The sequence below is a fragment of the Pseudomonas asiatica genome (genome assembly GCF_009932335.1).
Lineage (GTDB): Bacteria > Pseudomonadota > Gammaproteobacteria > Pseudomonadales > Pseudomonadaceae > Aquipseudomonas > Aquipseudomonas asiatica.
The window spans coordinates 34,114-59,697 of the sequence record NZ_BLJF01000002.1 but is presented as its reverse complement, the minus strand read 5'-3'; the positions used below and the strand labels follow the sequence as shown (position 1 = coordinate 59,697).

Here is a 25,584-nt window from a genome sequence, read left to right as displayed (position 1 = left end):
CGCAGATATTGCCGGGGCTGCTTTGCAGCCCTGTCGCGACACAAGGCCGCTCCTACAGGGACCGCGAGCACACAATACAAATCGGAACACTGGCATACTTCCCCGCTCATTGGCGCAGGAACTGACCATGCCTCGATATCTTCTTTTAGGTTTATGCCTGCTGGCACCCATCGCCCTGGCCGACAGCGAAGAACATGACCTCGCCTACAGCATCGGCGCCAGCCTGGGTGAGCGGCTGCGCCAGGATATGCCGGGCCTGCAGTTGGATGCGCTGGTAGAAGGCCTGCGCCAGTCCTACCAGGGGCAACCGCTGAAACTCGACAAGGCACGCATGCAGGCTTTGCTCCAGCAGCAGGAAGCACAGGAAGGCGATGCCGCCATGCAGAAGCTGCAAGCTGCCGAAACACGCTTCATGGCCAACGAGCGTGGTCGTTATGGCGTGCACGAACTACCGGAGGGTGTGCTCTACAGCGAACTGCAAACAGGCACGGGCGCGCAGCCCAAAGCCGGTGGCAAGGTGCAGGTGCGCTATGTGGGCAGGCTGCCAGACGGCTCGGTGTTCGACCAGAACCAGACGCCCCAGTGGTTCAGCCTGGACTCAGTCATCGAAGGGTGGCAGGTGGCCTTGCCAAAAATGCACGCTGGCGCCAAATGGCGCCTGGTGATCCCGTCGGCGCTAGCGTATGGCGCCGAGGGTGCGGGCGACCTGATTGCACCCTACACCCCCCTGGTGTTCGAGATAGAACTGCTGGCGGTTGGCGACTGACGCCAACACTCACGCCGGTAATGCGCCTTCTTCCTTGTGCGCGTTGTGCAACACTTCGATCAGGCAGTCTTCCAGTTCGAAGCGCTCGTGCAGCAGGCCACCCAGCTTGCCCAGCTTTTCGGCAAAGCGCTCGGTGTTTTTGCACTCACCCTTGGCGCAATGGTCATTGAAGGCCAATGCGACCTGAGTACTGTCGTTGATCCGTGGGTTGATCTCTTCGGCCAGCTTCAGCGCCTTCTCGTCGCCGAAGGCCTTGGCCTCACTGACCAACTGCTCGCAGACTTCGAAATGCCACGCCGAAACGTAGTCAACGAGGAGCGCGCAAAAGTCCCCGTTCGTGTCCTTGTCGGCGAAGGCCGGCTTGGCATCGCGCAGCGCGCGGAAAGCCTGCACCAGTTCCTGGCGCTCCTCCAGCCAGCGGTCGATCAGTTTGTGAACCCCACCCCAGCGTTCCTGAGCGTTCTGACAACTATCGAGCATGGCGATCTCTTCCCTTCTGGGTAGATGCCGCTGCACCTCGCACCACGACCGTGCAGCACAAAGGTGACATCAGCAGGCGGCATCGAGCAGTTGTGTTTTCGGTATGCGTGCAGGGAGATTATTCCCGCGCGTGCTGCCCTTCAAGGTACGCAGCGGACAAAGTTCATACAAGTGTTTAATACCCAGTTACACGGCCATTGGTCGTGCCAATGGTGCAACCTTGCGCCAAGTCATGTTCTCGCCAGGGTGCGGAAACGATACGCCAGCAGACAACTCAACGGCAGCATTGCCAGCAGCAGGAACGCCAACAGGCTCCACTCGGGCAGGGTCAGGTCGAGGAAGCTCCAGGTCAGCGAGTTGCAATCCGGGCCGCCGAACAACAATTGCCGGGCTGCCTCGCCCCAGGATTGCTCGATCAGCCGCCCGAGCGGCACCGGGCAGACAGCGATGGCCCCGTCATCCCCCTGCAACCACACATGTCGCGCTGCCAGCAACGCCCCGGCCAGCGAACAGCCCAGCGTCGCCCGCGCATAACAACGAATGCCCGCCGTACCCGGTGCCTGCAGCACTGCCGCCAGGCACAGCATTGCGTACACTCCAAGCAGCAACCGCTGGCTGAAACACAACGGGCAGGGCACCAGCCCGAGGACGCTTTCCAGGTGGAAGGACGCAGCCAGTACCGCCAGTGCAGCAAGGCAGGCAGGTAGGAAAAAGGTGCGCAAACGGGCCGGCAGCATGGGCGGTGAAGGTCCCGGGATAATGAAGAGGCTTGAAACGGTAGAGGAAAGAAGCGCTTTGTTTCAAGGCGCGACAGTAAGGACAAGTCGCTGAATCGCTAAGGAAATTTCCAACCATGCGGTAGGAAACGTCTGAAGAAATGGACTGCAGATCTAACTTACACAGAGAGAAAAGTTACCCGCCCCCGAAGCCCGCACCTTTGCGCGGGCCCTGGGGTAGGTCAGGCGCGTACGCCTTCGGGCAAAGGCAGGGCCAGCAGGCGCTCGTCCAGCAGGCCGAGGCCCTCCTGGAACAGCTGGTTGCTGCGCTCGGTCTCGCCAAGGCCGGCGAGCAGGCGCGCCAGCTCGGCACAGGCCTCGGGGTTGCGTTCCATGCGCAGGCTGCTTTCCAGATAGTCCCGTGCCTTGCCCCACAAGCGGTTCTGCAGGCTCAGACGGCCCAGGGTTAGCAGCAGGCTGGCATCTTGCGGGTGGGCCTTGAGCCAACCTTCGGCTGTTTGCAGCTGGCGCGCCGGGTCATCGCCGCGCACCAGGCCGTACAGGCGTGCCAGATGGCTTTCGTATTCACGCTTGAGAGCGGTGCGAAGCACTTGTTCCGCTTCGCTCTGGGCGCCCACCTGACGCAATTGCTCGGCATAGGCCAGCACCAGTTGTGGCTCCTGGCGCTGGGCAGCAGTCAGTTGCTGCCAGGCGCGCTCCAGAGCCTGACGGGCGCTTTGCGCATCCTCGCCACGGGTGGTGGCCAGGCTCAGGTTCTGGCCCCAGGCACGTTGCTCCAGGGCAGCCAGCTCGGCGGCCGGCAGCACCTTGCCCTTGCGCAGGTCAGGCAGCAGGCGGATCAGGGCAGACCAGTCGCCGCGTTCCAGGTGCAGGCGCTGCAGTAGGCGCAGCACCTGGCCGTTGTGCGGGTGGCGCTCCTGCATCGCCAGCAGGGTTTCCAGCGCGCCGTCGCTTTCGCCACGGTCCATCTGCAATTGCGCATGGGTCAGGGCAATAGCCAGCTCCGCTTGCGGCTGGCGCTCCAGAGCACGTTCCAGCAGGTTGTCGCTGTCTTCGGTTCGGCCTTGCTCGTTGGCGGCACGCGCGGCACCAAGGTAATACAGCAACGGCTGGCGCTCGGCCTCGGCGGCACGGTGCAGATGGCGCTGGGCACTGGCCCAACGGCCCTCGGCGAGGTCCAGCTGGCCCTGCTCGATGGCCAGACGAACTCGCCGGCTGCGATTACGCCGCGACCACGGGTTGACCACGCCACTGGAAGTCAGCACCAGGCCGACCAGGTAGCGCACCAGCCACAGCAACAGCACCACAACCAGCAAGCCGGCCAAGGCCGCCCACAGCCCCGACTGGTAGCGGAAGCTGCCATAGGAGATCAGCACGTAGCCGCTGTGCTTGGCGACCGCGATACCTAGCGCCGCGGCGACCACGATCGCCAGCACGGCCAGCAGGTAGACACGCTTCATGGCTTGCCCCCTTCAGCATCGGCCGGCAGGTGGCGGCGCTGGATATAGGCCTGCACTGCGGCCAGACTTTCGCTGAGGTCAGGGGTAACCACCGACACCGGCTGTTCGGCCAAGGCATTGAGGCTGTCAAGCATGGCCTTGCTTTGCGGGTTGTCGGCGTTGAAGTTGGCCAGCAGCACGCTGCGGGCGTCGTCCAGCGCCTGGGTGTAGACCTTGCTATCGCCATTGAGCGCTGCCCACTGGGCCTGCTCGATGGTCAGGCTCAGGGCCAGACGCAGCTGGTTCAGTTGCTGCCCGGCCAGCAGCGGACGCACGTTGTCATCGGCGTTGAAGTCGATCTGGAAGTACTTGGAGATTTCGGCCCACCATTGGGACAGGCGACTGGCGCCATCACCATCGGCGGTGAGCGCGCCCAGGGCATCGGCATTGGTGTCGAACTCTGGCGACTGGGCGCTGAGTTGCTGCACCAGCTCGCGCTGAGCGGCGAGTTTCAGGAACAGGCCGGTACGGTCCGGTTGCTGAGTGCTGTTGAGCGTGGCCAGGCTGCGCGCCAATTGCTCACGGGCGGCGAAGGCACCCGGATCGCTCTGCTCGCGCAGGATCTCGTCCGCCCCCTCGACCAAGGCCTTGGCACTGGTGATGTCCTGCAGCGCCGACAGGCGCAGGGTGGCCAGGCGCAGCAGGTGCTCGGCCTCGGCCAGGCGCCATTCCTTGCGGCTTTCGCCCAGTATGGTTTCCAGGCGCTGGCTGAGACGTTGCTGGTCACCCTGCAACTGTGCCACCAGGCGGCGGCGGTCTTCCAGCTCGCTGGCTGCCGGCAGGCTGGCCAGTTGCGCGCTGATCTGCTGCTCACGCTGCTGCAGGGCCTCGGCGCGCTGGTTCAGCGCCTCGATGTGCTGGCCCTGGTTGAATTCGCTGCCTTGCAGTTGACGCACCTGCCAGACACCCCAGCCACCTACCGCCACCCCGGCCGCGCCCAACAGCAGGGCCAGCGTTGCCAGGCCACTGCCGGAGCGCTTGGCAGGTGGGGTGGTGACGGGTTCCGCCGGCGCCTGTGCCGACGGCTGATCGTTATTGGACAAGACAGTCTCGCTCACGTATCCATCCTTTGCATGGGGGCGCATCGCGTTCAGCTTAGCGCCTTAAGAGGCAGGTGCAGCGCTGCGCTGCACGGCTGCCAGCAAGGCCGTGGCACTGGCGCCACGGCAATCCACAACCTGTTGGGCCCCGGCGGCCCTGGCCTGATCGGCAACCCGAGGGCTGGGCACGAACAGCGGCAGACGCGCCAGCTGCGGCCAATCGGCGCCGGCCATCTGCTGCAAGTGTTCAAAACCCTGCCCACTGCTGACCACCAGGCCATTGAGGCGTTCCGCTTCGATGCGGCGCATCAGGGTGCCCGCCGGGTAAGCCGGCAGGCAGCGACGATACAGTTCCAGATAATCGACACTAGCACCTTGCTCTGCAAGACGCTCTGCCAGCAGTTCGCGACCTCCCACACCACGAACGATCAAGATCCGCGGTGCCGGCACGGCAACTGCCTGGTGCAGGGCTGGCAGCGCCAGCAACGCTTCGCTGTCATCGCCGCGTGGCGGGACGCTCACCGCCACGCCTGCACCCTGAAGCACGGCGGCGGTCGCCTCGCCCACGGTGAACCAACCTTGCATGGGTGGCCGCAGGCCGGCCTCGGCCAATTGCTCAAGCAACAAACGGGCTGCCGGCTTGCTGACCACGATGATCGCCTGGAAGGCGTGCAGGCCTTCCAGCAACAGGCGTTGCTGGTTGTCCACAGCGACGGGCTCGATTGCCAGCAGCGGCAGGCAGCTGCTGGCTACCCCCGCCGCTGCCAGGCTTTGCGCCAGTGCCGCACAGTCCTCGGCAGGCCGGGTCAGCAACAGGCGCCACGAACTCACGGGTGGCCGGCCTCGCCGTAGACTTCCTTGAGGATGGCCTCGGCGCCCTGCCCCAGCAGGTCCTCGGCCACCTGCACGCCCAGGCTTTCGGCGGCAGTACGTGGTGCGCGGGCATCGGCCACCAACAGGGTACCGCCGCTGGGCTGGCCTACCAGGCCACGCAGCCACAGCTGGTCACCTTCAAGCACCGCATAGCAGGCAATCGGTACCTGGCAGCCACCATTCAGGCGCTTGTTCAGGGCACGCTCGGCCACCACCCGGTCGGCAGTATCGGCATGGTGCAGCGGTGCCAGCAGTGCATGGATTTCGTGGTCGGCACTGCGACATTCGATACCCACCGCACCCTGGCCGCCTGCCGGCAGGCTGTCATCGACGCTGATGGCGGAAGTGATGCGGTCCTCGAAACCCAGGCGAATCAAGCCGGCAGCGGCAAGGATGATAGCGTCGTACTCACCGGCATCTAGCTTGGCCAGGCGGGTGTTGACGTTGCCACGCAGGAAGCGGATTTCCAGGTCCGGGCGACGCGCCAGCAACTGGGCCTGGCGACGCAGGCTGGAGGTACCGACAATGCTGCCGGCAGGCAGCGCATCGAGGCTGTCAAAGGTATTGGAAACGAAGGCATCGCGCGGGTCTTCGCGCTCGCAGATGCAGTACAGGCCCAGGCCTTCGGGGAAGTCCATGGGCACGTCCTTCATCGAATGCACGGCGATGTCGGCTTCGTTGTCCAGCAGGGCGGTTTCCAGTTCCTTGACGAACAGCCCCTTGCCACCGATCTTTGCCAGCGGCGCGTCGAGCAGCTTGTCGCCACGGCTGACCATGGGCACCAGGGTCACCAGCAGACCGGGGTGGGCCTGCTCGAGGCGGGCTTTGACGTATTCGGCCTGCCACAGGGCCAAGGCACTTTTACGGGTGGCAATGCGGATTTCGCGAGTGGACATGGAACGCCCCGATCCAGAGAAATGCTGTCGATGATAACAGCATCGCCGGTATCGCTAGCAGATGTGGATCAGGATCCTGTGCTTACCTGTACCGCCCAATCGCCGGCAAGCCAGCTCCCTCAGCCGTGCAAGGCTCAAGGCTGACACTATACCTGTGGGAGCTGGCTTGCCGGCGATTGGGCCGGTACAGGCTCAGAGGGTTTGCATCATCTTGCGCACACCGGCCACATGGCGCCGGCTGACGGTCAGGGCGTCACCGTCCAGGCCTTTCAGGTATAGCTGGAAATGCCCCAGCGGCGTGCGCTGCAGGCGTTCGATACGCTCACGGGCGACCAGGGCATTGCGGTGGATACGCACGAAGCGTTCGCCAAACTCGTCTTCCAGGGCCTTGAGCGGCTCGTCGAGCAACACTTCCCCGGCCTCGTGGCGCAAGGTCACGTACTTGTGGTCGGCAATGAAATAGATGACCTGGGGCAAAGGGATCAGCTCGATGCCTTTGCGCGTGCGGGCACTGATGTGGCTACGCGGGCCGCCGCCTTCGTTGGCCGGCCTGGTGAGCGCCGCCAACTGGGCGCGGTTGGGCTTTTCGGCCTTGCGCAGGGCATCGCGCAAGGCCTGGGCCTGGAAAGGTTTGGTCACATGGCTGAGGGTACTGTCCTTGAAAGCCTCGGCACCGTATTCATCGTCCCCGGTGCAAAACACCACCGCCGGAGGCGCCTCGCGCTCGCACAAGCGAGCAGCAACCTGCAGGCCATCCAGGCCTGGCATGCCGATGTCCAGCAGGACCACATCGGGCTTAAGGCTTTCGATCAGCGCCAAGGCCTCCTCGCCGTTGGTGGCGCTAGGCTCCAGCACGGTGTAACCCTCCAGTTCGCCGAGCAGCCGGCTAAGGCGCTCACGGCCTTGGGGTTCGTCATCAACGATCAGGACATTCATAATTGCGCTGGATTCCTGAATGAGTCTCGCACAGGTATAGCGTAGACAGGTATGGTTCGAGCGACACTAAGGTCACGCTCTAGACCGGTGCGAAGGCCAAAGATTCACTCGGCCGGCAGATTCACTGCCAGTCCTCCTGTCCAACTGTAGACGGTCCGTGGAACACTGCCGTTCATTCCTGCAAATCCTTCTCTATCGTTTTCCGCGCAATTCTGTCGACCAGCGCCCTGCGGCGGCCGGCCCAAACCCTGCTATCATCGGCGCCACTTTTTCGTTCACGCCTGCAATGAGTGAATCCATGAGCACCGACAAGACCAATCAGTCCTGGGGCGGCCGCTTCAGTGAACCCGTCGACGCCTTCGTCGCCCGTTTCACCGCCTCGGTCGATTTCGACAAGCGCCTGTACCGCCACGACATCATGGGTTCGATCGCCCATGCCACCATGCTGGCGCAGGTCGGCGTGCTCAGCGATGCCGAGCGCGACACCATCATCGATGGCCTGAAGACCATCCAGGGTGAGATCGAAGCCGGCACCTTCGACTGGCGCGTCGATCTCGAAGACGTGCACATGAACATCGAGGCACGCCTGACCGACCGTATCGGCATCACCGGCAAGAAGCTGCACACCGGCCGTAGCCGCAACGACCAGGTGGCCACCGACATTCGCCTGTGGCTGCGCGACGAAATCGACCTGATCCTGGCCGAGATTACTCGCCTGCAGCAGGGCCTGCTGGAGCAGGCCGAGCGTGAAGCCGAAACCATCATGCCCGGCTTCACCCACCTGCAGACGGCACAGCCGGTCACCTTCGGCCATCACCTGCTGGCCTGGTTCGAAATGCTCAGCCGCGACTACGAGCGCCTGGTCGACTGCCGCAAGCGTGCCAACCGCATGCCCCTGGGCAGCGCCGCGCTGGCAGGCACCACCTACCCGATCGACCGCGAGCTCACCTGCAAGCTGCTGGGCTTCGAAGCCGTGGCCGGCAACTCGCTGGACGGCGTGTCGGACCGCGACTTCGCCATCGAATTCTGCGCCGCCGCCAGTGTGGCGATGATGCACCTGTCGCGCTTCTCCGAAGAGCTGGTGCTATGGACCAGCGCGCAGTTCCAGTTCATCGACCTGCCAGACCGCTTCTGCACCGGCAGCTCGATCATGCCGCAGAAAAAGAACCCGGACGTGCCGGAACTGGTACGTGGCAAGAGCGGCCGTGTGTTCGGCGCCCTGACCGGCCTGCTGACCCTGATGAAAGGCCAGCCGCTGGCCTACAACAAGGACAACCAGGAAGACAAGGAACCGCTGTTCGACGCCGCCGACACCCTGCGCGACTCGCTGCGTGCCTTTGCCGACATGATTCCGGCCATCAAGCCCAAGCACGCCATCATGCGTGAAGCGGCCCTGCGCGGTTTCTCCACTGCCACCGACCTGGCCGACTACCTGGTACGCCGTGGCCTGCCGTTCCGTGACTGCCATGAGATCGTGGGTCACGCGGTGAAGTATGGCGTGGAAACCGGCAAGGACCTGGCCGAAATGAGCCTGGACGAACTGCGCCAGTTCAGCGACCAGATCGAGCAGGACGTGTTTGCCGTGCTGACCCTGGAAGGCTCGGTGAATGCCCGTAACCACATTGGTGGTACCGCACCGGCGCAGGTGCGTGCGGCCGTAGCCCGCGGCAAGGCGCTGCTGGCTTCGCGTTAAGGCCTCAAGGCGAGGGCTTTGCCCTCGATCGCCGGCAAGCCAGCTCCCACAGGTATGGCGTGACCCTCAAGGTAAGCGCTGTAACTGTGGGAGCTGGCTTGCCGGCGATGGGCTGCGAAGCAGCCCCAGCTTTTAGCGTTTACCGCTGCGAATCATCTCCATGAAGGCCGGCATCGCCGCCTCCTTGTCCGCCACGATCCGCGCCATGTGCGGGTTGTCGCCCATCAGCTGCAGCAACGCCTTGGCCTGCGGGAAGTCCGCCAGGAAGTCGATGTTCAGCACCTTCTTGCCCACCGCGTAGGCCAGGTCGACCGAGAAGCAGAACATCAGGTCTGCCAGGGTCAGTTGCTCACCCGCCACATAGGGGGCGAAGCGGCCGTTACGCTTGAGCGTGGCAAAACCGGCCAGCAGATCCGCGCGAGCTTTTTCCTTTATCAGTGGCTCGACCTGCATGCCAAAGAAAGACTCGGCATAGCAGGTACGCGCCGGCAGCTCGATGTAGAGCTCGATTTCCTTGAGCAGCTCACGCACCTTGGCCTGCCCGAACGGGTCGGCAGGCAGCAGCGCCTTGCCGCCCTGGGTCTGCTCGATATAGTCGAGAATCACACTGGTTTCGCTGAGGAAGCCGTGTTCGGTCTGCAGCACCGGCACCTTGCCTCGCGGGCTCACTTCCAGCGCCTGTGGCGCCTGGCCGCCATAGAAGATGACTTCTTCGAAGGGCAGGCCTTTTTCCAGCAGGGCCAGCTTGACCATGTTGTAGTAGTTGCTGACCGAGAATCCATGAAGCTTGAGCATGAGGTAACAGCCTCCAGGCCGTAAGGGGTTGGCCCGGCTTTTATAGACCGTACGACCGCCCCTGACCAGCGTCATGCACCCTGTCAATGCCCGGGCATTGCCGCCACGGGCGTGGCACACTGTGCATCCCATCACAGGAGTACCGCCATGAGCGAGCCCACCGAAATCGACAATGACGACGACGAAGCCTTCGCCGAGGCAACGCTGACCCAGGCTATCGAGAACCAGATAGAAAGCGGCGAGCCGCCTGCGGCCAAGGCCACCTTCAACAAGCTGACCCTGGTTGGCTATGAGCGTGAAGACATTCTCAACCTGATGGCCCATGTGCTGGCCTTCGAGATCGACAACATGCTGGTGGAAGACCGCGCGTTCAACAGCGAGTGGTATGAAAGCGCGCTGCGGGCGCTGCCAGAGTTACCACCTGAGATGGATCAAGGCGAGGACGAATAACCCGGCTACACTCGAAGATCAGGCACCGTAGAACGGTGCCGTCATCCTTGTCTGGAAGTCAGGAGTCGCCATGCCTTTTACCCCCGATCTGATTGCTGAACTGGAAGTACTTTCGCTGTTCAAGCACGACAGCAGCCAGGAAGGCATCAAGATTCACAAGAACGCTTCCCCTGCCCTGGTAGCCGCCGCGCAACGCCTGCATGAAAAGGGGCTGACCGATCAACCTGATGGCGGCTATCTGACCAGCCTGGGTCATGACGCTGTCGAAAGTGTCCAGTTGCTGCAGAACATTCTCAAGGCGCCACAGCCGGCCTGAACTGATAATGCCAGGGGCTGCCTTGCAGCCCATCGCCGGCAAGCCGGCTCCCACAGGTACAGCAAATGGCTTGAAGCCGATGCGGTCGGAGTGGGAGCTGGCTTGCCGGCGATGGACCGCAGCGCGGCCCTAATCAGTTGGCCGCTGCCCTGCGCCTTTCCGCCAGGCGCGAGCGCCCGTACAGGAACACGATGGCCAGCAAGGCCAGCGCCTGCGCCGAAAGCGAGTAGGCGTCAGCGTGAACCCCCAGCCAGTCGAACTCGAAGAACGCCACCGGCCGCGTGCCAAGTACCCCGGCCTCTTGCAGCGCCTTCACGCCATGCCCGGCGAACACCACCGACAAGGCACATAGCAGCGCGGCGTTGATACTGAAGAACAGCGACAGCGGCAGCTTGGCCGAGCCACGCAGGATTACCCAGGCCAACCCCACCAGCAGCACCAGCGCCGTGGCGCCACCCGCCAGCACCGCCTGGTGCCCGGCTGGGCCGGCCTGCAGCCACAGGGTTTCGTAGAACAGGATCACTTCGAACAGTTCGCGGTAAACCGAGAAGAACGCCAGCACGGCAAAACCGAAACGTCCGCCACCACTGACCAGGCTGCTCTTGATGTAATCCTGCCAGGCGGCAGCATGGCGGCGGTCGTGCATCCACACGCCAAGCCACAGCACCATCACCGCGGCGAAAAGCGCCGTGCAGCCTTCCAGCAGCTCGCGCTGGGCGCCACCAACGTCGATCACGTAGGCTGCCAGCGACCAGGTTGCGAAACCGGCCACCAGCGCCAGGCCCCAGCCGATGTTGACGCTGCGCACCGCCGACTGCTGGCCGGTATTGCGCAGGAAGGCCAGGATCGCCGCCAGCACCAGAATCGCCTCCAGGCCTTCGCGCAGCAGGATCAGCAAGCCGGATACAAAGCTCAGCGACCAGCTCAGGCCATCGCTGCCCAGCAGTTTGGAAGCCTGCTCGAGCTTGGCCTTGGCTTCGCTCAGGCGTTGCTCGGCCTGGGCCACGGGCAAGCCGTCCTGCAGCGACTGACGGTAGGCCATCAGCGATTTTTCGGTGTCCTTGCGCGCCTGGGTGTCGATGTTGTCCAGCGAGCTTTCCACCAGCTCGAAGCCTTCCAGGTAGGCCGCTACTGACAGGTCATAGGCCTGGTCGTGATCACCTGCGCGGTAGGCCGCCAGGCTCTTGTCCAGAGTGCTGGCGGTGTATTCGAGCAATTGCGCCGGGCCACGTTTGACCTGCGGCGGCTGCGCGCGCTGGGCGCGGAACGCCTCCACGGCCGTGGCACCTTCGCTGGCGGCGACTTCGGCCGGGGTCTGGCGGGCCAGGTCGGCGATGTTCCAGGTCTTGTCGCCTTTGCCGGCTTCTGGTTTGGCGGTGAAGCTGGCGATGTAGGCAGCCACATCCCAACGCTGGCGGTCGTCCAGCTGGTCGGCAAACGAAGGCATCTCGGTGCCATCGATGCCCAGGGCCAGGGTGTTGTAGAGGTCGAACAGGCTCAAATGGTCGAGGCGCGAAACATCGCGCAGGTTGGCGGGTGCAGGCTCCAGGCCCACGCCGGCCGGGCCGTCGCCGGCGCCAGTTTCGCCGTGGCAGATCGAGCAGTTTTGCGCATACAGCGAAGCGCCACGGGCCGGGTCCGGGGTAATCACCGGAGCCTGGCTGACCTCGTAGGCCACCGCCAGGCGTGCACCCAGCTGGCGGGCCTGCCTGGCAACAGCCGGGCCGTCCTGGCGCTGGTCGATGGCCTGGCGCAGCGCCTGGACGCCCTGCTCCAGGGCTGCTTGTTCAGCATGCGCAGGCAGGCCTTTGACCAAGTCGGCCAATACCGCGCTGAACTCCTGCTGCTCGCGGTATTCACCATCGTCGATCACCTTGCCGTCTTGCACGGTGGGCGGGTAGTCGGCGCCAATGTAGTCCAGCAGGTGCAGGGCCTTGGAGGCCTCGGCGGGGGCTTCGGCCAGCGCCAGGGTACTGCACAGCGCCAGCACCGGGCCGAGCAAAATAACCGGCAGCCAGGCAAGCAGACGGGAACGGGTTTTCATGGCCAGTCTCGAAGGGAATGCGAAAGAGAACATTGTTCACTCCCACTTTGCTTCACTCAAGGGTGCTGGGCGGATTTCATGAAAAATCTTGCTACAAATCAGATGAAGAGGGGGAATGCGCTGAACCTGTGGGAGATTCTGTCTTGTGTTGCCGGTTCGGGCCTCATCGCTGGCAAGCCAGACTCCCACAGGTATTGCACATGGCTTGAGGGAGATGAGGTCGAGGTGGGAGCTGGCTTGCCGGCGATAAAGGTTGCGCCGATGTCACTGGAAACACCGGGTACCAATTGATTGGTTATTCGCAGATCCATAGCCACTAGCCTGAGGAGCAACCCATCAGGAGACAGGGAACATGGATCGTCCCCACTCAGACCAGTTACGGCTTGGCCGTTTTTCGGAAACCAGTCGATTGTATCTGCTTACCAGCACAACCCTCGACCGGGCCCCAATATTCAATGACTTTCACTCGGCCCGCTTTCTGGTTGCCGAGTTGCGCCAGGCTGAAGAGGAAGGTGCCGTCAGATCGCTGGCCTGGGTGGTGATGCCAGATCATTTTCATTGGCTGGTCGAGCTTGGACCGGGCAGCCTGAAGCGCTTGATGCGCAGGGTGAAATCTCGCAGCACCATGATGATCAACAGGTATCAAGGGCGAAGCGGCCAGCTCTGGCAGAAGGGATTTCATGACCGGGCCTTGCGCCGGGAGGAGGATGTGCAGGCGGTGGCGCGGTACATCGTCATGAATCCGAAGCGGGCAGGATTGGTCGCGAGGGTGGGGGATTATCCGCATTGGGATGCAATTTGGCTTTGATGGGGCTTTGCCTGTCAGGGCCCTATCGCCGGCAAGCCAGCTCCCACAGGGTACACATCAGGCCTGTGGCAGGCGCTGACCTGCCTGGGCCTCATCGCCGGCAAGCCACACAGGTCAGTCACAGGACTCGATAGCAGTGAACGTACAGGTGTGGGAGCTGGCTTGCCGGCGATGGGCCGCACAGCGGCCCCGGGGTCTTTAGGGTTATTGAAGAACCTTGTTCATCCCCCGCTCCATATCATCGATCAAGGCCTTGGCCATCTCGCTTAGTATCCGCACAGCGCTACCGGCAATGCGGTCGTTTTCCATTTCCGCTTCGGTGGTCAGGTGGCGAATACAGCCCAGCAGCACAGATAGCTGCGAGAAAGCATGGCTGAACGGCACATTTGGCTGCAGGCGGAACAAGTCGAAGGTTTCCACACCTGCGGTTGCAGAGTCTCTTGGATCATCGCTCATCGGGTCGCTCCTTGATCGTGGCGGGTTGCATGGGTGCGGTCGCACACGGCATTGATCAGGCGGCAGAGCAATCGAATATTCATGCCCATGGCATTGCGCATGTCGCCGGGAGGGTTGTCGAGCAGGACTGTGGTGGTGTGGTCGATGGTCAGGGTGATGGCGCTGATCAGCTCTTCGCAGTCTTTGGGGCTGAGTGGATCGATTAGTGAGAGTGCGGGAGGGTCGAGCAGAAGCAGATCGGTAACTGGTGGATCGGGGACGAGCTTGTTCATAATTGCATTCCCTGTGAATAACTATGAACTGCAATCCTCTTCGTCTCACGGAATTGGGTGGTAGTCGTGCGAGGGGTGAGACCCGGGCTCACAGGAAAACCCGACCAGGCGAAAGCCTGCCCGCGCACGACCACCATTAAGCGGTGCGTTCTGTGAGTCCGGGGGTCTCAATCCCGATCGCCTTGCGAGGCGACCCCGCGACAGTATTCCGGGAACACTTTCCAGCCAAGACAGCACCTTCCGACAGGTGCTGTAGGATAATTCGACAGGGCGTTCGAACTGAAGCAGTTGGTTTCTGGTTCGGAAATGTCTTACAGCTCTAGAACCTAGGCGAGGGCGTTGCCCTCGATCGCCGGCAAGCCAGCTCCCACAGGGTATGCACCAACTTCGAGGCATGTACAAGCCGGCTACCACAGGTGCACCACAGGCCTCAAAAGCGGTGGAGTACCTGTGGGAGCTGGCTTGCCGGCGATTTGGCCTCAAGGCTTGGCGGTGCCCTTCCAACCCCCACCCAACGCCAGGAACACACCGATCTGCCCCTGAGCCACTTGGCTATTGGCCGCTGCCAGCTGCGCGCGCATGTCGGTATAGGTACGCGTCGCCTGCAGGTCGGCCAGGAACGATTCACGCCCCGCCTGGTAATACCGGTGCGTCTGGTCCGCCGCTTCCTTGGCCGACTTCTCCGCCTCGGCCAGCGCGTCACGCCGGTCCAACAGGGCGCTGTACTGCGCCAGGCGGGTCTGGGTCTCGCGAATGGCGTTCAGCACTACCCCATCAAAATTCGCCAGGGCTGCCTGGGTCGAGGCTTCGGCCATGCGAATGCGGGCACGGGTGCCGTTGGTGGGGATGGTCCAGCTGATCTGCGGGCCAAAGCCCCAGCGGTTGGTCGCCGGCTCGCCAAGGTTCTCGAGGATACCAATGGTGCCAACCTGGGCGCCGATGCTGATGTCGGGGTACAGGGCGCCGGTAGCCACCCCAATGTAGGCAGTGGCAGCGGCCAGCTGCCGTTCGGCCTGGCGCACGTCTGGACGGCGCTTGAGCAGCGCCGCGCCATCGCCCACCGGCACCAGCTGGTTCAGGTGCGGCAGCTCGGCACAATCGGCAGTGCCGGCAGGCAGCTGATCGACCGGTTTGGCCAACAAGGCAGCCAGTGTGTACATGCCGGTCTCGCGCTCTGCCTTGAAGCGTGGCAGTTCGGCGCGCAAGGATTTGAACTGGGTCTGCGAGCGGGTGACCTGGGTTTCGTCGCCACGCCCGGCATCACGCAGGCGCTGGTTGAGCTTCACGCTCTGCTCCTGCAGGTCGAGCGACTCGCGGGCAATGTGGTATTCCTCGTTGGCCGAGCACACCTGGGTGTAGGCCTTGACCACATCCGCCACCAGGGTAATGCGGGCGGTATCGGCGGCGGCCTGCACTGCGTCGGCATTGGCCTTGGCCGCCTCGGTGCCACGCTTGAAAGTACCCCACAGGTCGAACTGGTACGAGGCACTGATGATGGCTTCGCCGATGTTGGCCACCGGCACTTTCTCTGGCAGCAGGAAGGCCTCGCCCGATTCCTGCAGGCGCTGGGCGCCAAGCTTGACGCCGCCGTTGAAGCCACCTTGCGACTCAGCCACTTCGACCTGGGCGCGCGCCTTGGCAATGTTGGCGGCAGCCACGCGCAGGTCGGTGTTGGCACTCAGGGCCTGGCGCACCAGCTCGTTCAGCCGTTGATCCTGATACAGCTGCCACCAGTCCTCAGGCACCGGTGCCGATACCACGCTGTCGGCATCCTGGCGCAGCGGGCCGTTGAGGTCGCTGCGTTGCACCGCCGCGTCCTTCGGCACCTCATAGTCGGGGCCGACCATCATGCAGGCCCCCAACGACAGGCACAGCCCCGCCAGGATCAGCTGTTTCATGGGCGCTGGCCCTCGATGATCGACACCGTGGCGGTTCGCCCGGCAATCATGCGGAAGTCTTGCGGCACTTCATCAAAGGCGATGCGCACCGGAATACGCTGAGCCAGGCGCACCCAGCTGAATGCCGGGTTGACGTTGGGCAACAGGTTGGCACCACTGCTGCGGTCACGGTCTTCGATGCCGGCGGCGAAGCTTTGCACATGGCCACGCAGGCGGGTGTTGTCGCCCATGACGCGAATGTCCACGGCATCGCCGATGTGGATACCGCCAAGCTTGGTTTCCTCGAAGTAGCCATCGACGTGGTACGAGGCGCTGTCGACCACCGACAGCACCGGGCGGCCGGCGGTGACGAATTCGTGATTACGCGGTGCTCGGTCGTTCAGGTAACCGTCCACCGGGCTGCGCACCACCGAGCGGTCGAGGTTGAGCTGGGCGGTATCGACGGCCACCTGCGCTTCGCTGACGGCGGAACGGGCACGGGCCTCGCGGGACTGGCTTTCTTCCAGCTGTTCGGCGGCCACCAGGTTGCCCAGCTTGCGGTTGCGCTGCGCTTCGCGGGAGGCCTGGGCCAGGGTTTCCTGGCGCTCACCCAGGGTCGCCTTGGCCTGGCGCAGGGCCAGGGTGAAGCGGTCCTGGTCGATGGTAAACAGCACATCGCCGCGCTTGACGGTCTGGTTGTCACGCACCTCGACCTTCTGGATCAGCCCGGACACGTCCGGGGCAATCTGGATCACGTCGGCGCGGATGTGGCCGTCGCGGGTCCAGGGGGCGAACATGTAGTACACCACCATCTGCCACACGAGCACGGCGGCGAAGGTCACTACCAGCAAGGTCAGGACCACACGGCCCAGGGTCAGCAAAGGTTTTTTCATGGCAGCATCAGGTTTCGGCAAAAGTGGTCCACCGCACCAAGCAGCACGGCATAAAGAGCAACGTTGAACAACGCCCGGTGCCAGACCAGGCGGTAGAAATGCAGGCGCACCAGCACCGCGTGCACCCCGAGGAACAGCAGGTAGGTGCCAAACATCATCACCAGCAGCGTGGGCAGGAATACCCCGCTGATATCCAGTTCACCAATCACAGGGGCGCTCCGTCGAGGCCGGGGGGCAGTTGCGGTTGTTCGGCTGGCTCGAGCATCACCTCCACGCCCGGCAGCAGCGCCAGGCGCAGGCCGCTCAGCGCGTGCAGCAGGTGGGTACGGGCATCGCCGCGCTCGTACAGCTCATCCAGGTTCAGCGCCAGGCGCGCGCGCTCCATGTTGCGCAGCAGCGCGGCCGGGGCGTGCAGGCGCTCGCCGGCGCGCAGGCAGGCGGCGTAGTGTGCGCCGACTTCCTCGACCACTGTGTTCAGGCGCTCACGAGCCTGCTGCCCGGCACGCGGCATATAGGCCAGCAGGTCGAGCAGGTTCAACCCCACGCGCAGGTCGCGCAGTGCCACGCCGCTGTCCTGCCCGGTTTGCGACAAGCGCGGCAGGTGCTGCATCAGGCGGTCGAGCATCTGCACACCGACCTGGCGGTGCTCGGCCAGGGTAGCCGGCTCGGTCATTTCGACGATGTCGCGCCAGGCGAAGCGGGTCATGCGCTTGGCTGCCAGCTCCACGCCGAACGGGCGCATCACCAAGGTCCAGATGAAGGCGAACAGCAGACCCACGGGGCCGGCCAGGTTGGAATTGAGGAAGGTGAAGAAGTCAGCATCGTAGGCACCCTGGATGCTGATGAAGGTCGAGGTGTTGACGATGGTCAGCAAGGTACCCAGGTAGAAGCGCGGCTGCACGGTCAGGGTGCCAACGCAGATGAATGGCACGGCGAAGGCCAGCACCAGCATCGGGAAGTCGTGCAGGTTGGGCAGCACCAGGAACAGGTACAGGCTGGAGAAGATGACCGACATCAGCGTCCAGAAGAAGAACCTGTAGATCTGCGGCGCCGGGTCGTCCATGGCGGCGAAGAAGCTGCACGACACGGCGGCGAGGATCACTGCGCTGGCGCCGTCGTTCCAACCCAGGCCAATCCACAAGCCGCAGGCTACAACGATCGCCAGCACGGTTGAGGCCACCGAATACAGCATCAGGCCACGGTCGAAGAACGCCGTCAGGCGGCCCAGGCGCCAGTGGCGGTACACCGCGCGCCAGGGTTTGGAATCGTCGCTGCGCAGGGCATGTTGCAGGCTGCAGCAGTCCTGCCACAGGTCGGCCCATTCGGTCAGGCGGTACAGAGCGTTGGACAGTAGCAGTTCGGCGCGCTGGTCGAGGGCAGCGGCGCCCGGCTGCAGGCGCTCGATCTGTTCGTGCAGGGCGGTCCAGCGGGCGACCGAGGCGCTGTCGACAGTGCCCTTGAGCCATTCGCGGGCGGCATCGAGCAACGGTTGCAACTGGGCGAACTGTGCCGGGGCGCGGCCTTCGAGGGCGACCAAGGCGTCGTCGAGGGCATCGATCACGGGCAGCAGGTGGATCATGCGCCCGCGCAACTCGCGGGCATTCTTCAGGGTGTGCGGACCGGCACCTTCATGGCCGAGCTGGCCGATCATCAGCTCCAGCGAGTTGAAGGTGGCGACCATCGCCCCGCGCATGCCGCCAACCTGGTCTGCGCTGGCCTGGCGGGCCAGGTAGGTGTCGCTGTAGCGGATCGCTTCGGTGAACCAGCTACCAGTGGCACCGACTACAACTGGCGCCAGCCGGCGTGGCCAGAAGATCGCTCCGACCACCGCCGCGCAGACGATCCCCAAGCAGATTTCCTGGGCGCGGGAAGACGCCACATCGAACACAGCAAGCGGGTTGTCGACCACCGCCAGGGCAATCATCGGCAAGGTGTAGCCGGCCAGCATCAGCACATAGTTGTTGGCGGTGCGCAGGTTCAGCGAAAGGAACAGCAAGGTGCCGGTCCACAGGGCGATGGCGATGCTCAGCAGCAACGGTGACTGCACCAGCGGTGGTACCAGGAAAATCGCCCCGCCAGCACCGAGCAGCGTGCCCACGGCACGGTACAGGGCCTTGGAGCTGGTGGGGCCAAGGAACGGGCTGGAGACGATGTACACCGTGGCCATGGCCCAATAGGGGCGCGGCAACTGCATGAGCAGGGCGATGTACAGGGCGATCATGGAGGCGGCAAAGGTTCGCACGCCATAGAACCAGTCGCGGGCCGGGGGCACCGAGCTGAAGAAGCCGCTCATGCTGCCCCGCCTGTGTTGCCCAGGCCGGCGGCTTCGAAGGCACGCAGCACGCGCAAGGCGGCTTCCAGGTCGGCCTGGTCGATGCCATGCAGCACCTCGCGGCGCAGGCGCACCAGTTCGGCTTCGATGGACTCGGCCAACGTGCGGCCTGCGGCGGTCAGGCTCAGGGCCTTGGCGCGGCGGTCCAGCGGGTCCTCGCTGCGGCATACCAGGCCGGCCTTGCACAGCTGGTCGAGCAGGCGCACCAGCGACGGGCTTTCCAGGCCGGCGGCCTGGGCCACGGCCACCTGATGCACGCCGTCACCCAGGCGCACGATCATCAGCAACGGCGCGGCGCAGGCCTCGGAAATGCCGTAACCGGTCAGGGCGGTATGGCAGATGCGCCGCCAATGGCGGGCGGCAACCACCATGCCACTGCTGACTTGCAGGCGCAGGAGATCAAGGGACATGACAGGAACCAAGGATATTCATAGTTTGCTAACTATCAATATACGCCTGTGCCTCCCCCTGTCGTCAACCGGGGGGATGGATGAATTGTTGTTCATGCTGGGGCTTCTGGCCTGCCTGTGCCGGCCTCTTCGCGGGTAAACCCGCTCCCACAGGTGCTGCATAGGATTCAAGCCATGCGCGGTACCTGTGGGAGCGAGTTTACCCGCGAAGAGGCCCGGACAGGCAACAGAGCATTCAGGGCTGTATCTGGTCTTCCAGCTTCATGGTCAAGGCCAATGTACTGCCCATCTGCACCGCCCGGTCACGCCACTCCTGGTAGCGGCCCTCGTCACGGCTGCTGAAGTGTACCGCCAGCTCTTCGGCCGCCTGCACCACCCCCGCAGCTGCCGCCAGCTCCAGCCAGTACAGTGCGGCCTTGAGATCAGCCTCCACGTACAGCCCGTGCATCAACCGGTAGCCCACCTCGAAACGGCAGCGTGCCTCGCCATGCTCGGCCCCGCGCAAGAACCACTGGTAGGCCTGTACCAGGTCTACCTGCCACTGCAGGCTGCCATCGCACACTTCTTCCTCGTACAGGTCACCCAGCGCAGCAGCGGCATGCAGCATGCCCCGCTCGAAAGCCTGCCGGTAGCACTCCGCCGCCTGTAGGTAAGAGGGTTCGATACCTTTGCCGAAGTAATGTTGCTGCCCAAGGTTGAACCACGCCGCGGCATTGCCTTGCAGGGCCGCCATGCGCAACAGGTGGCCGGCCAACACGGTGTCAGCACGCCAGTATTTGCCGTTGAGCCAGATCCAGCCAAGGTCGTTGAGCGCCGCCACATTGCCTTGCAAGGCCTGGCGGCGCAGGTCGACGTAAACCGTCTGCAAGTCGCTGGCTTCGTCCAGGCGGCTGACCAGCAGCGAGCGCTGGCTGGGCAACCCGATCCCGGCAAACAGTCGCTGTCGCCTCCCGACAGCGGCCGGTGGGGCAATGACCCGCTCGGGCAAAAGGCGGGCAAGCAGCGAATGGATATTGCTGGCAGCAGACATGTTCATCCTCATTGAACGACACACAACCCCAACCTTCGGCTGTGATGAGGCGTGATTCTGCGTGACGTAACGTCAAAACCTGTCGCGAACGATTCGGCACCAGGCAACCAAATGCGACTTCCTTGATCTGAGCAGGCTGTGGCCAATTGCCATGACCCACGCCTGCCGCCATCCTATTGCGGCAAGCCTAGACAAGGACGTTATCTTTTGCCGTTCGCCACCACTCGCGCCACCCTCAGCCGACAGTGGGCGCTGCTGCGCCAGTTGCCCAGCCGTTCCCCTGGCATTACCAGCGCCGAATTGGTCTGGCGCCTGCGTGACGTGGGCTTCACCGTCAGCAAACGCACTGTCGAGCGTGATCTCAATGAGCTGTCGCTGATATTTCCGCTGGAGCGCAATGACAAGAGCATTCCGTTTGGCTGGCACTGGTCGGCGAACGTTGCTGGCGAGTTGCGTGGGAATTTCGATCTGCAGGGTTTTTTGCGCGGTGGTTCGCTGCAGCCGGCGCAAGGTGAAGGGGTCGAGCTACAGGCCTGGGTCAGCGACCTGCTGGCCCGACAGTTGCGTGAAGCGCCGTTGAGTGTCGATATGCAGCTGACAGCGCTGGAGCAGGGCCATCGGCTGCGGGCCACCGTGGAGGATGGCTGGGGGTTGCGCTGGTGGGTGCTGAGCCAGGGAGCAGGCGTGGTGATCGAACAGCCCAGCCAGCTACGCATGGAGATTGCCAGGACACTCGTTGAAGCGGCGGCACAGTATCAGGATGGCCATTGAGCTTAAGGCTCACCCACCAGCAAGTCTCGATTTCCCATGGCTAAGAACCTGGCCTGCAATTGCGAGATGAAAGTAGAGCACAAGCCACTTATAGCAAAGTGGCACTTTACCCCTCCGATTAATAATAAATTAAGCCGATATAATCAACTGGGCAAGCTTAAAAGCTTCAGAACATTATGGGCAACAACAAAAACAACCGTAGAAGTCATTAGCCCTCCCCACGAAACTAGAATTTTAATTTTCAGATCCTTTGGAAAGCGCAATATTTCGGAAGCATCCGCAACACCTTTGCTAACAAAGACACCGGGCATCATAAGCATATTTGCGGCCAGGCAGATGCGCAACACTTTACCTAGCAAACCCGCCGATGAGAAACTTAACCGATTACTTCGTACATAACTGCATCCCGACAGGTTCGATTCAACCAAATCAAGATATCGGCAGGCTAGGTAAATCATAATACCCACACTGATCATTATCCAGAATAACAACATGGACATTCCTATTACTTCAACTGTCGATTTCATTCAATCCTCTTTCCACACACTCGCCTCCCAAGCGGGTCAAACCAACAACCTTGTTGCTCCCATCTTCCCGGCAAGCTTCGTCAGACAAGGCGAAATTGAGCACCGCGCATCACACTGCAGCCTGCGCGCTTCCTCCAAACACTTTCTTAAAAAGACCCGAGCGCGAGGAATGCGACTGAAGAAATACACATTGTGCACCACGTTACTATAAGCAGTCTTTTCATACGCGTCGGAAAGTTCTGCAGTTGCGCCTCGTCAACCAATCCCTTGCGAGCAAATAGGTATGGCGTGCTCAGAAGTGTTGATATGGTACAGATACGCATAATCTTACCGATGATGCCTGCGTGCAAATAAAGCTTCCTATTCCCCGATACAAAACTGCTTTTTGATAGCAGACCTTCAATCTCATCAAGATATCTTATGGCGACATATATTTTCACTAAAAGCGCAACCATACCCAAGCAGAAAAAACAAATCGCGACCACATTCATCTCAAGACTGCTCACGCTTTATTACTCACCGTAAATTATTGCAAATCACCGTAGGAGTGGTCACCTGGCAATCAGTTTCGTAAAGCCCCTACCCACATGCAAAATGCTGACAACGACAAGGTTCGTGAGCCACAGCGAAATCAGTAGCCTTTCGATGTACTCAGTTACTGCTCGTACCTCTGGAGCATCAACCAGCCCTTTTCCCCTCACAAAGTCACTCAGGCCCAAAGAGCTTACGACTGCCACCCAAGGCAATTCAAACATAATAAAGCCAAGCCTGAAACGCCAGCATAGCTAAGACTTCAATCGTCAATGCTAGCCATAGCCCAATTAACAAAAATCTCAGCGACCTCGGAAATCTCTTTATCTCGTCGGAGTTTGCTAGTCCACGCTGTACGTAGGGGCCTGGCATTGTCAAAAGAAAGGCAATACTGCACACACGTAAAACCTTACCCGGCATACCAGCATGAAAAAAGCCTTCCTTAACGCCCTGTATATATCTAGACTTCTCCAAAAGGGATTCAGCCCTATCTAAACATGCATAAGCAACATAAACCAGGACAAGCAGAGTTATTACTCCCAAGCCAAAGATCATCAAGACAATCAGGCCAGGCTCAAACATAGTCATTCTGAAACCTTGCGATATAGGAAATCACCTGCAATTTCACCCCATCCCCCAAAGATCTCGCCGCCGACTGCTCCCCCAACCGCCCCGCCGACCACTCCGCAAACCAAAGAGCCAGGACCTGTTGTAATTCCTAGCACAAACGCGCATGCCCCGGTGGCGATTGCACCGCCATAAGCGCCCACAATACTACTTCCAGTCAAACCTAATAACAGAGAACCACCCTCTACGTACTTAGCTCTGGCACACTCCTTTTCCCGCCCCAGAGTACAAGCTTTTTTAATTTCCAGCCCAGTAGCGGCTACATCCAACGCAACCCCGATGTAGGCCCCTTTCTTGATCAGACTCGCAGCCTTCGCCACTCCCGTTACCTTCTCTGCATACCCGGATATCTCCCCAGCATTCAGATAACGCTTGGTGGAAAGCTGCAGCATTCGCTTGATCGATCCCTGATTTCGTAGACCCGAGCCATAGGCGGCCGTCCTCCCCAGCTGTTCGTCCAACGTCCTGAACAGCTCCACACGCTTGGCATAGAACTCTTCCCGCGCCCTGAACACACCACCACTCATATGCTCGCGGTGCAGTAGCTCGATCTGTTCCAGCGTCTTCTTGATTGCATCCAGATACCTGGCCCAGCCATCGCTCGCTGCCCCTGCCCCCATCGATGCATGGGCCAGTAGACTTTGCAGCATCTCGAAGTTATCCAGCATGAAACCGTCAACACCGCCCCCGTTGAGCATGATGTCGCGGTGGATGCCAGCCGCCTTGCCCATGAGAAAGGCTTCATGGCTGGTGCAGGAAGAAGTATCGGGGTCACCGACGATCACCAGTTCGCCGGCCAAGACCACGGTGTTGACGATATGCCCATTGAGCACATCGAACTTGGCCTGCTGGTTGGCGTTCATCGGTGTACCGTTCTTCAGCGTCGCGTAATTCTGTGCCTTGGGATTTATAAAGCTGCGTGCCTCGGACATGGTCGTTCCTCACGCAAACTTCTTGTTGGCAATCCGGTCCCAGCCACCGGTCACATTGCCGCCGGCACGGCCATCGGCGCGTTGCTGCCGGGTGTAGGTGGTCTTGATACGGCCGTAGTCGAGCTGGATGATTTCAGTCGGCACGCCGGCATGCGCGCTTTGTGCATAGTCGGCGATGATCACTTCTTCGAGCACCACTTCGTAGTATTTGAGCTTGTCCCCACCGGCGCGGCAGACGACCAGCCTCACCTCTTTCAGGTGCTGCCCGGCGCAACTGGCTTCGAGCAGTTTGCAACTGGCGTTGTCCAGGTACTTGGTGAAGGTGAGGTTGCTCAGGGTGGTACGCCCGGAAGTGGCGCCGCCTGCGGAACTGGCGGTGGCGGAGGCGCTTTGGCTGCTGCCGAACGTGTAGCCAAGGATCTCGATCCAGTTGCTGTATTGCTCGTCCTTTGCTTCGCCAGCGATTTCCGCGATTTGAATATAAGCGTCGAAAGCCATGGTTACTGTTCCTCGTAAACAATTGAGCGGAACAGGCTAGGCACGGAAAAACTCCAACGCAATCGTTCTGCGGAGATCGATGCTAAATTAGGAATTTTCTTACAAGTTATACGACAAGTCGGCTTGAAAATATTTGAACGTGTTTCAGAGCTACGCCATTTGGGCCGACAACATCAGGCCGATCACCGGCAAGCCGACGATCGGGCCAACCAAGCACATGCGCGTCAGCGCTGCATCCCCCAGCGGCGAACGGTCAACCGCTCCAGGGTATTGAACACCAGCCCTTCCACCAGCAAGCCGATCAGGATCACCACCGCCAACCCGGCAAACACCTTGTCGGTGTACAGCTCGTTGCGGTTCTGGAAGATGTACCAACCCAGCCCGCCTTTGCCACTGCTGGCCCCGAACACCAGCTCGGCAGCGATCAGTGTGCGCCAGGCGAACGCCCAGCCGATCTTCAGCCCCGACAGGATCGACGGCAGCGCCGCCGGCACCAGGATATGCAGCACCAGCCGCAGCCCTTTCAGGCCGTAATTGCGCCCGGCCATGCGCAGGGTCTCCGACACGCCGAGAAAGCCCGCATAGGTATTCAGCGCCAGCGCCCATAGCACCGAGTGCACCAGCACGAAGATCAGGCTGTTGTCGCCCAGCCCGAACCACAGCAAAGCGAGCGGCAACAGGGCAATCGCTGGCAATGGGTTGAACATCGAGGTCAGGGTGCCCAGCAGATCGCGCCCAAGCTGGGTCGACACCGCCAAGCTAGTGAGGCCGAAGGCCAGGATGATCCCCAGCAGGTAACCCTTGAGCAGAATTACCAGCGACACGCCAACCTTGGCGGGCAACTCACCGCTGACCATGCCGTCCCACAGCGCCGTGGCCGTCTGCAGGAAGGTCGGTAGCAGCAGATCGTTGCCCTGGTAGCGGGCAATGGCCTCCCACAGCACGGCGATCACCAGCAGGATGACCGCCTTGCGCAACCAACCGTGCTGCCACAGGCGCTGAGCCAACGGCAGGTTGCGCTCCACAGGCACACTGAGCAAAGGCTCCAGCTGCACCTCGTATTCCTGGCGTACAGGTGTAGTGGTCATGGCTGAA

Annotated in this window: 28 protein-coding genes; 6 read left to right on the top strand and 22 right to left on the bottom strand. The window is 62.0% G+C overall.

Features of this window, described 5'->3' with window-relative positions; translation table 11 throughout:
- The first annotated feature begins 127 nt into the window (after positions 1-127).
- A complete protein-coding gene (locus tag GYA95_RS19660; RefSeq protein ID WP_015268546.1) occupies positions 128-766 on the top strand; it encodes an FKBP-type peptidyl-prolyl cis-trans isomerase in 639 nt (212 codons plus the stop codon).
- 9 nt (positions 767-775) lie between these two features.
- Here GYA95_RS19660 and GYA95_RS19655 read toward each other — a convergent pair whose 3' ends face one another.
- The 7 genes from GYA95_RS19655 to GYA95_RS19625 form a co-directional block, all read right to left on the bottom strand.
- Positions 776-1,246, bottom strand: a complete 471-nt coding sequence (locus GYA95_RS19655; protein ID WP_015268545.1) for an Rsd/AlgQ family anti-sigma factor — start codon at positions 1,244-1,246, stop codon at positions 776-778.
- Between the two features lie 230 nt (positions 1,247-1,476).
- A complete protein-coding gene (locus GYA95_RS19650; protein ID WP_015268544.1) occupies positions 1,477-1,983 on the bottom strand; it encodes a disulfide bond formation protein B in 507 nt (168 codons plus the stop codon).
- Between the two features lie 221 nt (positions 1,984-2,204).
- The gene (locus GYA95_RS19645; protein ID WP_015268543.1) at positions 2,205-3,443 is read right to left on the bottom strand and encodes a heme biosynthesis protein HemY; all 1,239 of its coding nucleotides are present in this window, start codon (positions 3,441-3,443) and stop codon (positions 2,205-2,207) included.
- Positions 3,440-4,540, bottom strand: coding sequence for a uroporphyrinogen-III C-methyltransferase (locus GYA95_RS19640; RefSeq protein WP_015268542.1), 1,101 nt, complete (start codon positions 4,538-4,540; stop codon positions 3,440-3,442). The genes GYA95_RS19645 and GYA95_RS19640 overlap by 4 nt, the downstream gene beginning before the upstream one ends.
- A gap of 45 nt (positions 4,541-4,585) precedes the next feature.
- Positions 4,586-5,353: a uroporphyrinogen-III synthase gene (locus GYA95_RS19635; protein ID WP_015268541.1), complete on the bottom strand. Its 768-nt coding sequence runs from the start codon at positions 5,351-5,353 to the stop codon at positions 4,586-4,588.
- Entirely contained in the window at positions 5,350-6,291 is a 942-nt protein-coding gene (hemC, locus tag GYA95_RS19630) for a hydroxymethylbilane synthase (protein ID WP_015268540.1), read from the bottom strand. The genes GYA95_RS19635 and hemC overlap by 4 nt, the downstream gene beginning before the upstream one ends.
- 192 nt (positions 6,292-6,483) lie before the next feature.
- Positions 6,484-7,227, bottom strand: a complete 744-nt coding sequence (locus tag GYA95_RS19625) for a LytR/AlgR family response regulator transcription factor (protein WP_015268539.1) — start codon at positions 7,225-7,227, stop codon at positions 6,484-6,486.
- A gap of 298 nt (positions 7,228-7,525) precedes the next feature.
- Between GYA95_RS19625 and argH the strand changes: the two genes are divergently transcribed.
- Positions 7,526-8,920, top strand: coding sequence for an argininosuccinate lyase (argH, locus tag GYA95_RS19620; protein WP_015268538.1), 1,395 nt, complete (start codon positions 7,526-7,528; stop codon positions 8,918-8,920).
- 132 nt (positions 8,921-9,052) lie between these two features.
- Here argH and GYA95_RS19615 read toward each other — a convergent pair whose 3' ends face one another.
- Positions 9,053-9,715, bottom strand: a complete 663-nt coding sequence (locus tag GYA95_RS19615) for a glutathione S-transferase (protein ID WP_015268537.1) — start codon at positions 9,713-9,715, stop codon at positions 9,053-9,055.
- Between the two features lie 147 nt (positions 9,716-9,862).
- Here GYA95_RS19615 and GYA95_RS19610 point away from each other — a divergent pair, with 147 nt between their 5' ends.
- Both GYA95_RS19610 and GYA95_RS19605 read left to right on the top strand, forming a co-directional pair.
- Positions 9,863-10,165 carry a hypothetical protein gene (locus GYA95_RS19610; RefSeq protein ID WP_015268536.1) on the top strand — a complete coding sequence of 101 codons (303 nt, stop codon included), beginning with the start codon at positions 9,863-9,865 and terminating at the stop codon, positions 10,163-10,165.
- Between the two features lie 70 nt (positions 10,166-10,235).
- Complete coding sequence (locus GYA95_RS19605) at positions 10,236-10,481, top strand: TIGR02647 family protein (protein WP_015268535.1); 246 nt, start codon at positions 10,236-10,238, stop codon at positions 10,479-10,481.
- Positions 10,482-10,614: 133 nt separating this feature from the next.
- Here the strand turns inward: GYA95_RS19605 and GYA95_RS19600 are convergent, their stop codons facing one another.
- Positions 10,615-12,558: a cytochrome c/FTR1 family iron permease gene (locus GYA95_RS19600; RefSeq protein ID WP_043935206.1), complete on the bottom strand. Its 1,944-nt coding sequence runs from the start codon at positions 12,556-12,558 to the stop codon at positions 10,615-10,617.
- Between the two features lie 319 nt (positions 12,559-12,877).
- Between GYA95_RS19600 and GYA95_RS19595 the strand changes: the two genes are divergently transcribed.
- A complete protein-coding gene (locus GYA95_RS19595) occupies positions 12,878-13,333 on the top strand; it encodes an REP-associated tyrosine transposase (RefSeq protein WP_015268533.1) in 456 nt (151 codons plus the stop codon).
- A gap of 204 nt (positions 13,334-13,537) precedes the next feature.
- Here GYA95_RS19595 and GYA95_RS19590 read toward each other — a convergent pair whose 3' ends face one another.
- The 8 genes from GYA95_RS19590 to GYA95_RS19555 form a co-directional block, all read right to left on the bottom strand.
- Positions 13,538-13,789, bottom strand: a complete 252-nt coding sequence (locus tag GYA95_RS19590) for a DUF3077 domain-containing protein (RefSeq protein WP_015268532.1) — start codon at positions 13,787-13,789, stop codon at positions 13,538-13,540.
- The gene (locus tag GYA95_RS19585) at positions 13,786-14,061 is read right to left on the bottom strand and encodes a hypothetical protein (RefSeq protein WP_003260202.1); all 276 of its coding nucleotides are present in this window, start codon (positions 14,059-14,061) and stop codon (positions 13,786-13,788) included. The genes GYA95_RS19590 and GYA95_RS19585 overlap by 4 nt, the downstream gene beginning before the upstream one ends.
- 479 nt (positions 14,062-14,540) lie before the next feature.
- Positions 14,541-15,959 carry an efflux transporter outer membrane subunit gene (locus GYA95_RS19580; protein ID WP_015268531.1) on the bottom strand — a complete coding sequence of 473 codons (1,419 nt, stop codon included), beginning with the start codon at positions 15,957-15,959 and terminating at the stop codon, positions 14,541-14,543.
- A complete protein-coding gene (locus GYA95_RS19575) occupies positions 15,956-16,831 on the bottom strand; it encodes an efflux RND transporter periplasmic adaptor subunit (protein ID WP_010951565.1) in 876 nt (291 codons plus the stop codon). Before GYA95_RS19575 ends, GYA95_RS19580 begins: the two co-directional genes overlap by 4 nt.
- Positions 16,828-17,040: a DUF1656 domain-containing protein gene (locus tag GYA95_RS19570; RefSeq protein WP_003255905.1), complete on the bottom strand. Its 213-nt coding sequence runs from the start codon at positions 17,038-17,040 to the stop codon at positions 16,828-16,830. Before GYA95_RS19570 ends, GYA95_RS19575 begins: the two co-directional genes overlap by 4 nt.
- Positions 17,037-19,124 (bottom strand): FUSC family protein, encoded by a 2,088-nt coding sequence (locus tag GYA95_RS19565; protein WP_015268530.1) that lies wholly within the window; start codon positions 19,122-19,124, stop codon positions 17,037-17,039. The genes GYA95_RS19570 and GYA95_RS19565 overlap by 4 nt, the downstream gene beginning before the upstream one ends.
- Entirely contained in the window at positions 19,121-19,573 is a 453-nt protein-coding gene (locus GYA95_RS19560) for a MarR family winged helix-turn-helix transcriptional regulator (RefSeq protein WP_015268529.1), read from the bottom strand. Before GYA95_RS19560 ends, GYA95_RS19565 begins: the two co-directional genes overlap by 4 nt.
- 235 nt (positions 19,574-19,808) lie before the next feature.
- Entirely contained in the window at positions 19,809-20,603 is a 795-nt protein-coding gene (locus GYA95_RS19555; RefSeq protein ID WP_054573364.1) for a tetratricopeptide repeat protein, read from the bottom strand.
- 207 nt (positions 20,604-20,810) lie between these two features.
- Between GYA95_RS19555 and GYA95_RS19550 the strand changes: the two genes are divergently transcribed.
- Entirely contained in the window at positions 20,811-21,374 is a 564-nt protein-coding gene (locus tag GYA95_RS19550; RefSeq protein ID WP_015268527.1) for a WCX domain-containing protein, read from the top strand.
- A 143-nt stretch (positions 21,375-21,517) separates the two neighbouring features.
- Here the strand turns inward: GYA95_RS19550 and GYA95_RS19545 are convergent, their stop codons facing one another.
- From GYA95_RS19545 to GYA95_RS19525, 5 genes are all read right to left on the bottom strand, one after another.
- A complete protein-coding gene (locus GYA95_RS19545) occupies positions 21,518-21,901 on the bottom strand; it encodes a hypothetical protein (RefSeq protein WP_137137827.1) in 384 nt (127 codons plus the stop codon).
- A gap of 747 nt (positions 21,902-22,648) precedes the next feature.
- On the bottom strand, positions 22,649-23,020 hold the full coding sequence (locus tag GYA95_RS19540) for a hypothetical protein (protein WP_054573363.1): 372 nt from the start codon (positions 23,018-23,020) through the stop codon (positions 22,649-22,651).
- Positions 23,017-23,991: a hypothetical protein gene (locus tag GYA95_RS19535; RefSeq protein ID WP_015268524.1), complete on the bottom strand. Its 975-nt coding sequence runs from the start codon at positions 23,989-23,991 to the stop codon at positions 23,017-23,019. Before GYA95_RS19535 ends, GYA95_RS19540 begins: the two co-directional genes overlap by 4 nt.
- A 9-nt stretch (positions 23,992-24,000) precedes the next feature.
- Positions 24,001-24,489: an Hcp family type VI secretion system effector gene (locus tag GYA95_RS19530; RefSeq protein WP_015268523.1), complete on the bottom strand. Its 489-nt coding sequence runs from the start codon at positions 24,487-24,489 to the stop codon at positions 24,001-24,003.
- A gap of 224 nt (positions 24,490-24,713) precedes the next feature.
- Entirely contained in the window at positions 24,714-25,577 is an 864-nt protein-coding gene (locus GYA95_RS19525; RefSeq protein ID WP_015268522.1) for an ABC transporter permease, read from the bottom strand.
- Positions 25,578-25,584 lie beyond the last annotated feature (7 nt).

What these genes read in the sequence shown, in the direction of transcription:
- GYA95_RS19560 (WP_015268529.1), bottom strand. Translation starts at nt 19,573, where the DNA reads ATGTCCCTTGATCTCCTGCGCCTGCAAGTCAGCAGTGGCATGGTGGTT.
- GYA95_RS19590 (WP_015268532.1), bottom strand. Translation starts at nt 13,789, where the DNA reads ATGAGCGATGATCCAAGAGACTCTGCAACCGCAGGTGTGGAAACCTTC.
- GYA95_RS19585 (WP_003260202.1), bottom strand. Translation starts at nt 14,061, where the DNA reads ATGAACAAGCTCGTCCCCGATCCACCAGTTACCGATCTGCTTCTGCTC.
- GYA95_RS19600 (WP_043935206.1), bottom strand. Translation starts at nt 12,558, where the DNA reads ATGTTCTCTTTCGCATTCCCTTCGAGACTGGCCATGAAAACCCGTTCC.
- GYA95_RS19605 (WP_015268535.1), top strand. Translation starts at nt 10,236, where the DNA reads ATGCCTTTTACCCCCGATCTGATTGCTGAACTGGAAGTACTTTCGCTG.
- GYA95_RS19545 (WP_137137827.1), bottom strand. Translation starts at nt 21,901, where the DNA reads ATGAAATCGACAGTTGAAGTAATAGGAATGTCCATGTTGTTATTCTGG.
- GYA95_RS19655 (WP_015268545.1), bottom strand. Translation starts at nt 1,246, where the DNA reads ATGCTCGATAGTTGTCAGAACGCTCAGGAACGCTGGGGTGGGGTTCAC.
- GYA95_RS19625 (WP_015268539.1), bottom strand. Translation starts at nt 7,227, where the DNA reads ATGAATGTCCTGATCGTTGATGACGAACCCCAAGGCCGTGAGCGCCTT.
- GYA95_RS19595 (WP_015268533.1), top strand. Translation starts at nt 12,878, where the DNA reads ATGGATCGTCCCCACTCAGACCAGTTACGGCTTGGCCGTTTTTCGGAA.
- GYA95_RS19580 (WP_015268531.1), bottom strand. Translation starts at nt 15,959, where the DNA reads ATGAAACAGCTGATCCTGGCGGGGCTGTGCCTGTCGTTGGGGGCCTGC.
- GYA95_RS19610 (WP_015268536.1), top strand. Translation starts at nt 9,863, where the DNA reads ATGAGCGAGCCCACCGAAATCGACAATGACGACGACGAAGCCTTCGCC.
- GYA95_RS19530 (WP_015268523.1), bottom strand. Translation starts at nt 24,489, where the DNA reads ATGGCTTTCGACGCTTATATTCAAATCGCGGAAATCGCTGGCGAAGCA.
- argH (WP_015268538.1), top strand. Translation starts at nt 7,526, where the DNA reads ATGAGCACCGACAAGACCAATCAGTCCTGGGGCGGCCGCTTCAGTGAA.
- GYA95_RS19660 (WP_015268546.1), top strand. Translation starts at nt 128, where the DNA reads ATGCCTCGATATCTTCTTTTAGGTTTATGCCTGCTGGCACCCATCGCC.
- GYA95_RS19650 (WP_015268544.1), bottom strand. Translation starts at nt 1,983, where the DNA reads ATGCTGCCGGCCCGTTTGCGCACCTTTTTCCTACCTGCCTGCCTTGCT.
- GYA95_RS19525 (WP_015268522.1), bottom strand. Translation starts at nt 25,577, where the DNA reads ATGACCACTACACCTGTACGCCAGGAATACGAGGTGCAGCTGGAGCCT.
- GYA95_RS19535 (WP_015268524.1), bottom strand. Translation starts at nt 23,991, where the DNA reads ATGTCCGAGGCACGCAGCTTTATAAATCCCAAGGCACAGAATTACGCG.
- GYA95_RS19575 (WP_010951565.1), bottom strand. Translation starts at nt 16,831, where the DNA reads ATGAAAAAACCTTTGCTGACCCTGGGCCGTGTGGTCCTGACCTTGCTG.
- GYA95_RS19565 (WP_015268530.1), bottom strand. Translation starts at nt 19,124, where the DNA reads ATGAGCGGCTTCTTCAGCTCGGTGCCCCCGGCCCGCGACTGGTTCTAT.
- GYA95_RS19540 (WP_054573363.1), bottom strand. Translation starts at nt 23,020, where the DNA reads ATGACTATGTTTGAGCCTGGCCTGATTGTCTTGATGATCTTTGGCTTG.
- GYA95_RS19615 (WP_015268537.1), bottom strand. Translation starts at nt 9,715, where the DNA reads ATGCTCAAGCTTCATGGATTCTCGGTCAGCAACTACTACAACATGGTC.
- GYA95_RS19645 (WP_015268543.1), bottom strand. Translation starts at nt 3,443, where the DNA reads ATGAAGCGTGTCTACCTGCTGGCCGTGCTGGCGATCGTGGTCGCCGCG.
- GYA95_RS19555 (WP_054573364.1), bottom strand. Translation starts at nt 20,603, where the DNA reads ATGTCTGCTGCCAGCAATATCCATTCGCTGCTTGCCCGCCTTTTGCCC.
- hemC (WP_015268540.1), bottom strand. Translation starts at nt 6,291, where the DNA reads ATGTCCACTCGCGAAATCCGCATTGCCACCCGTAAAAGTGCCTTGGCC.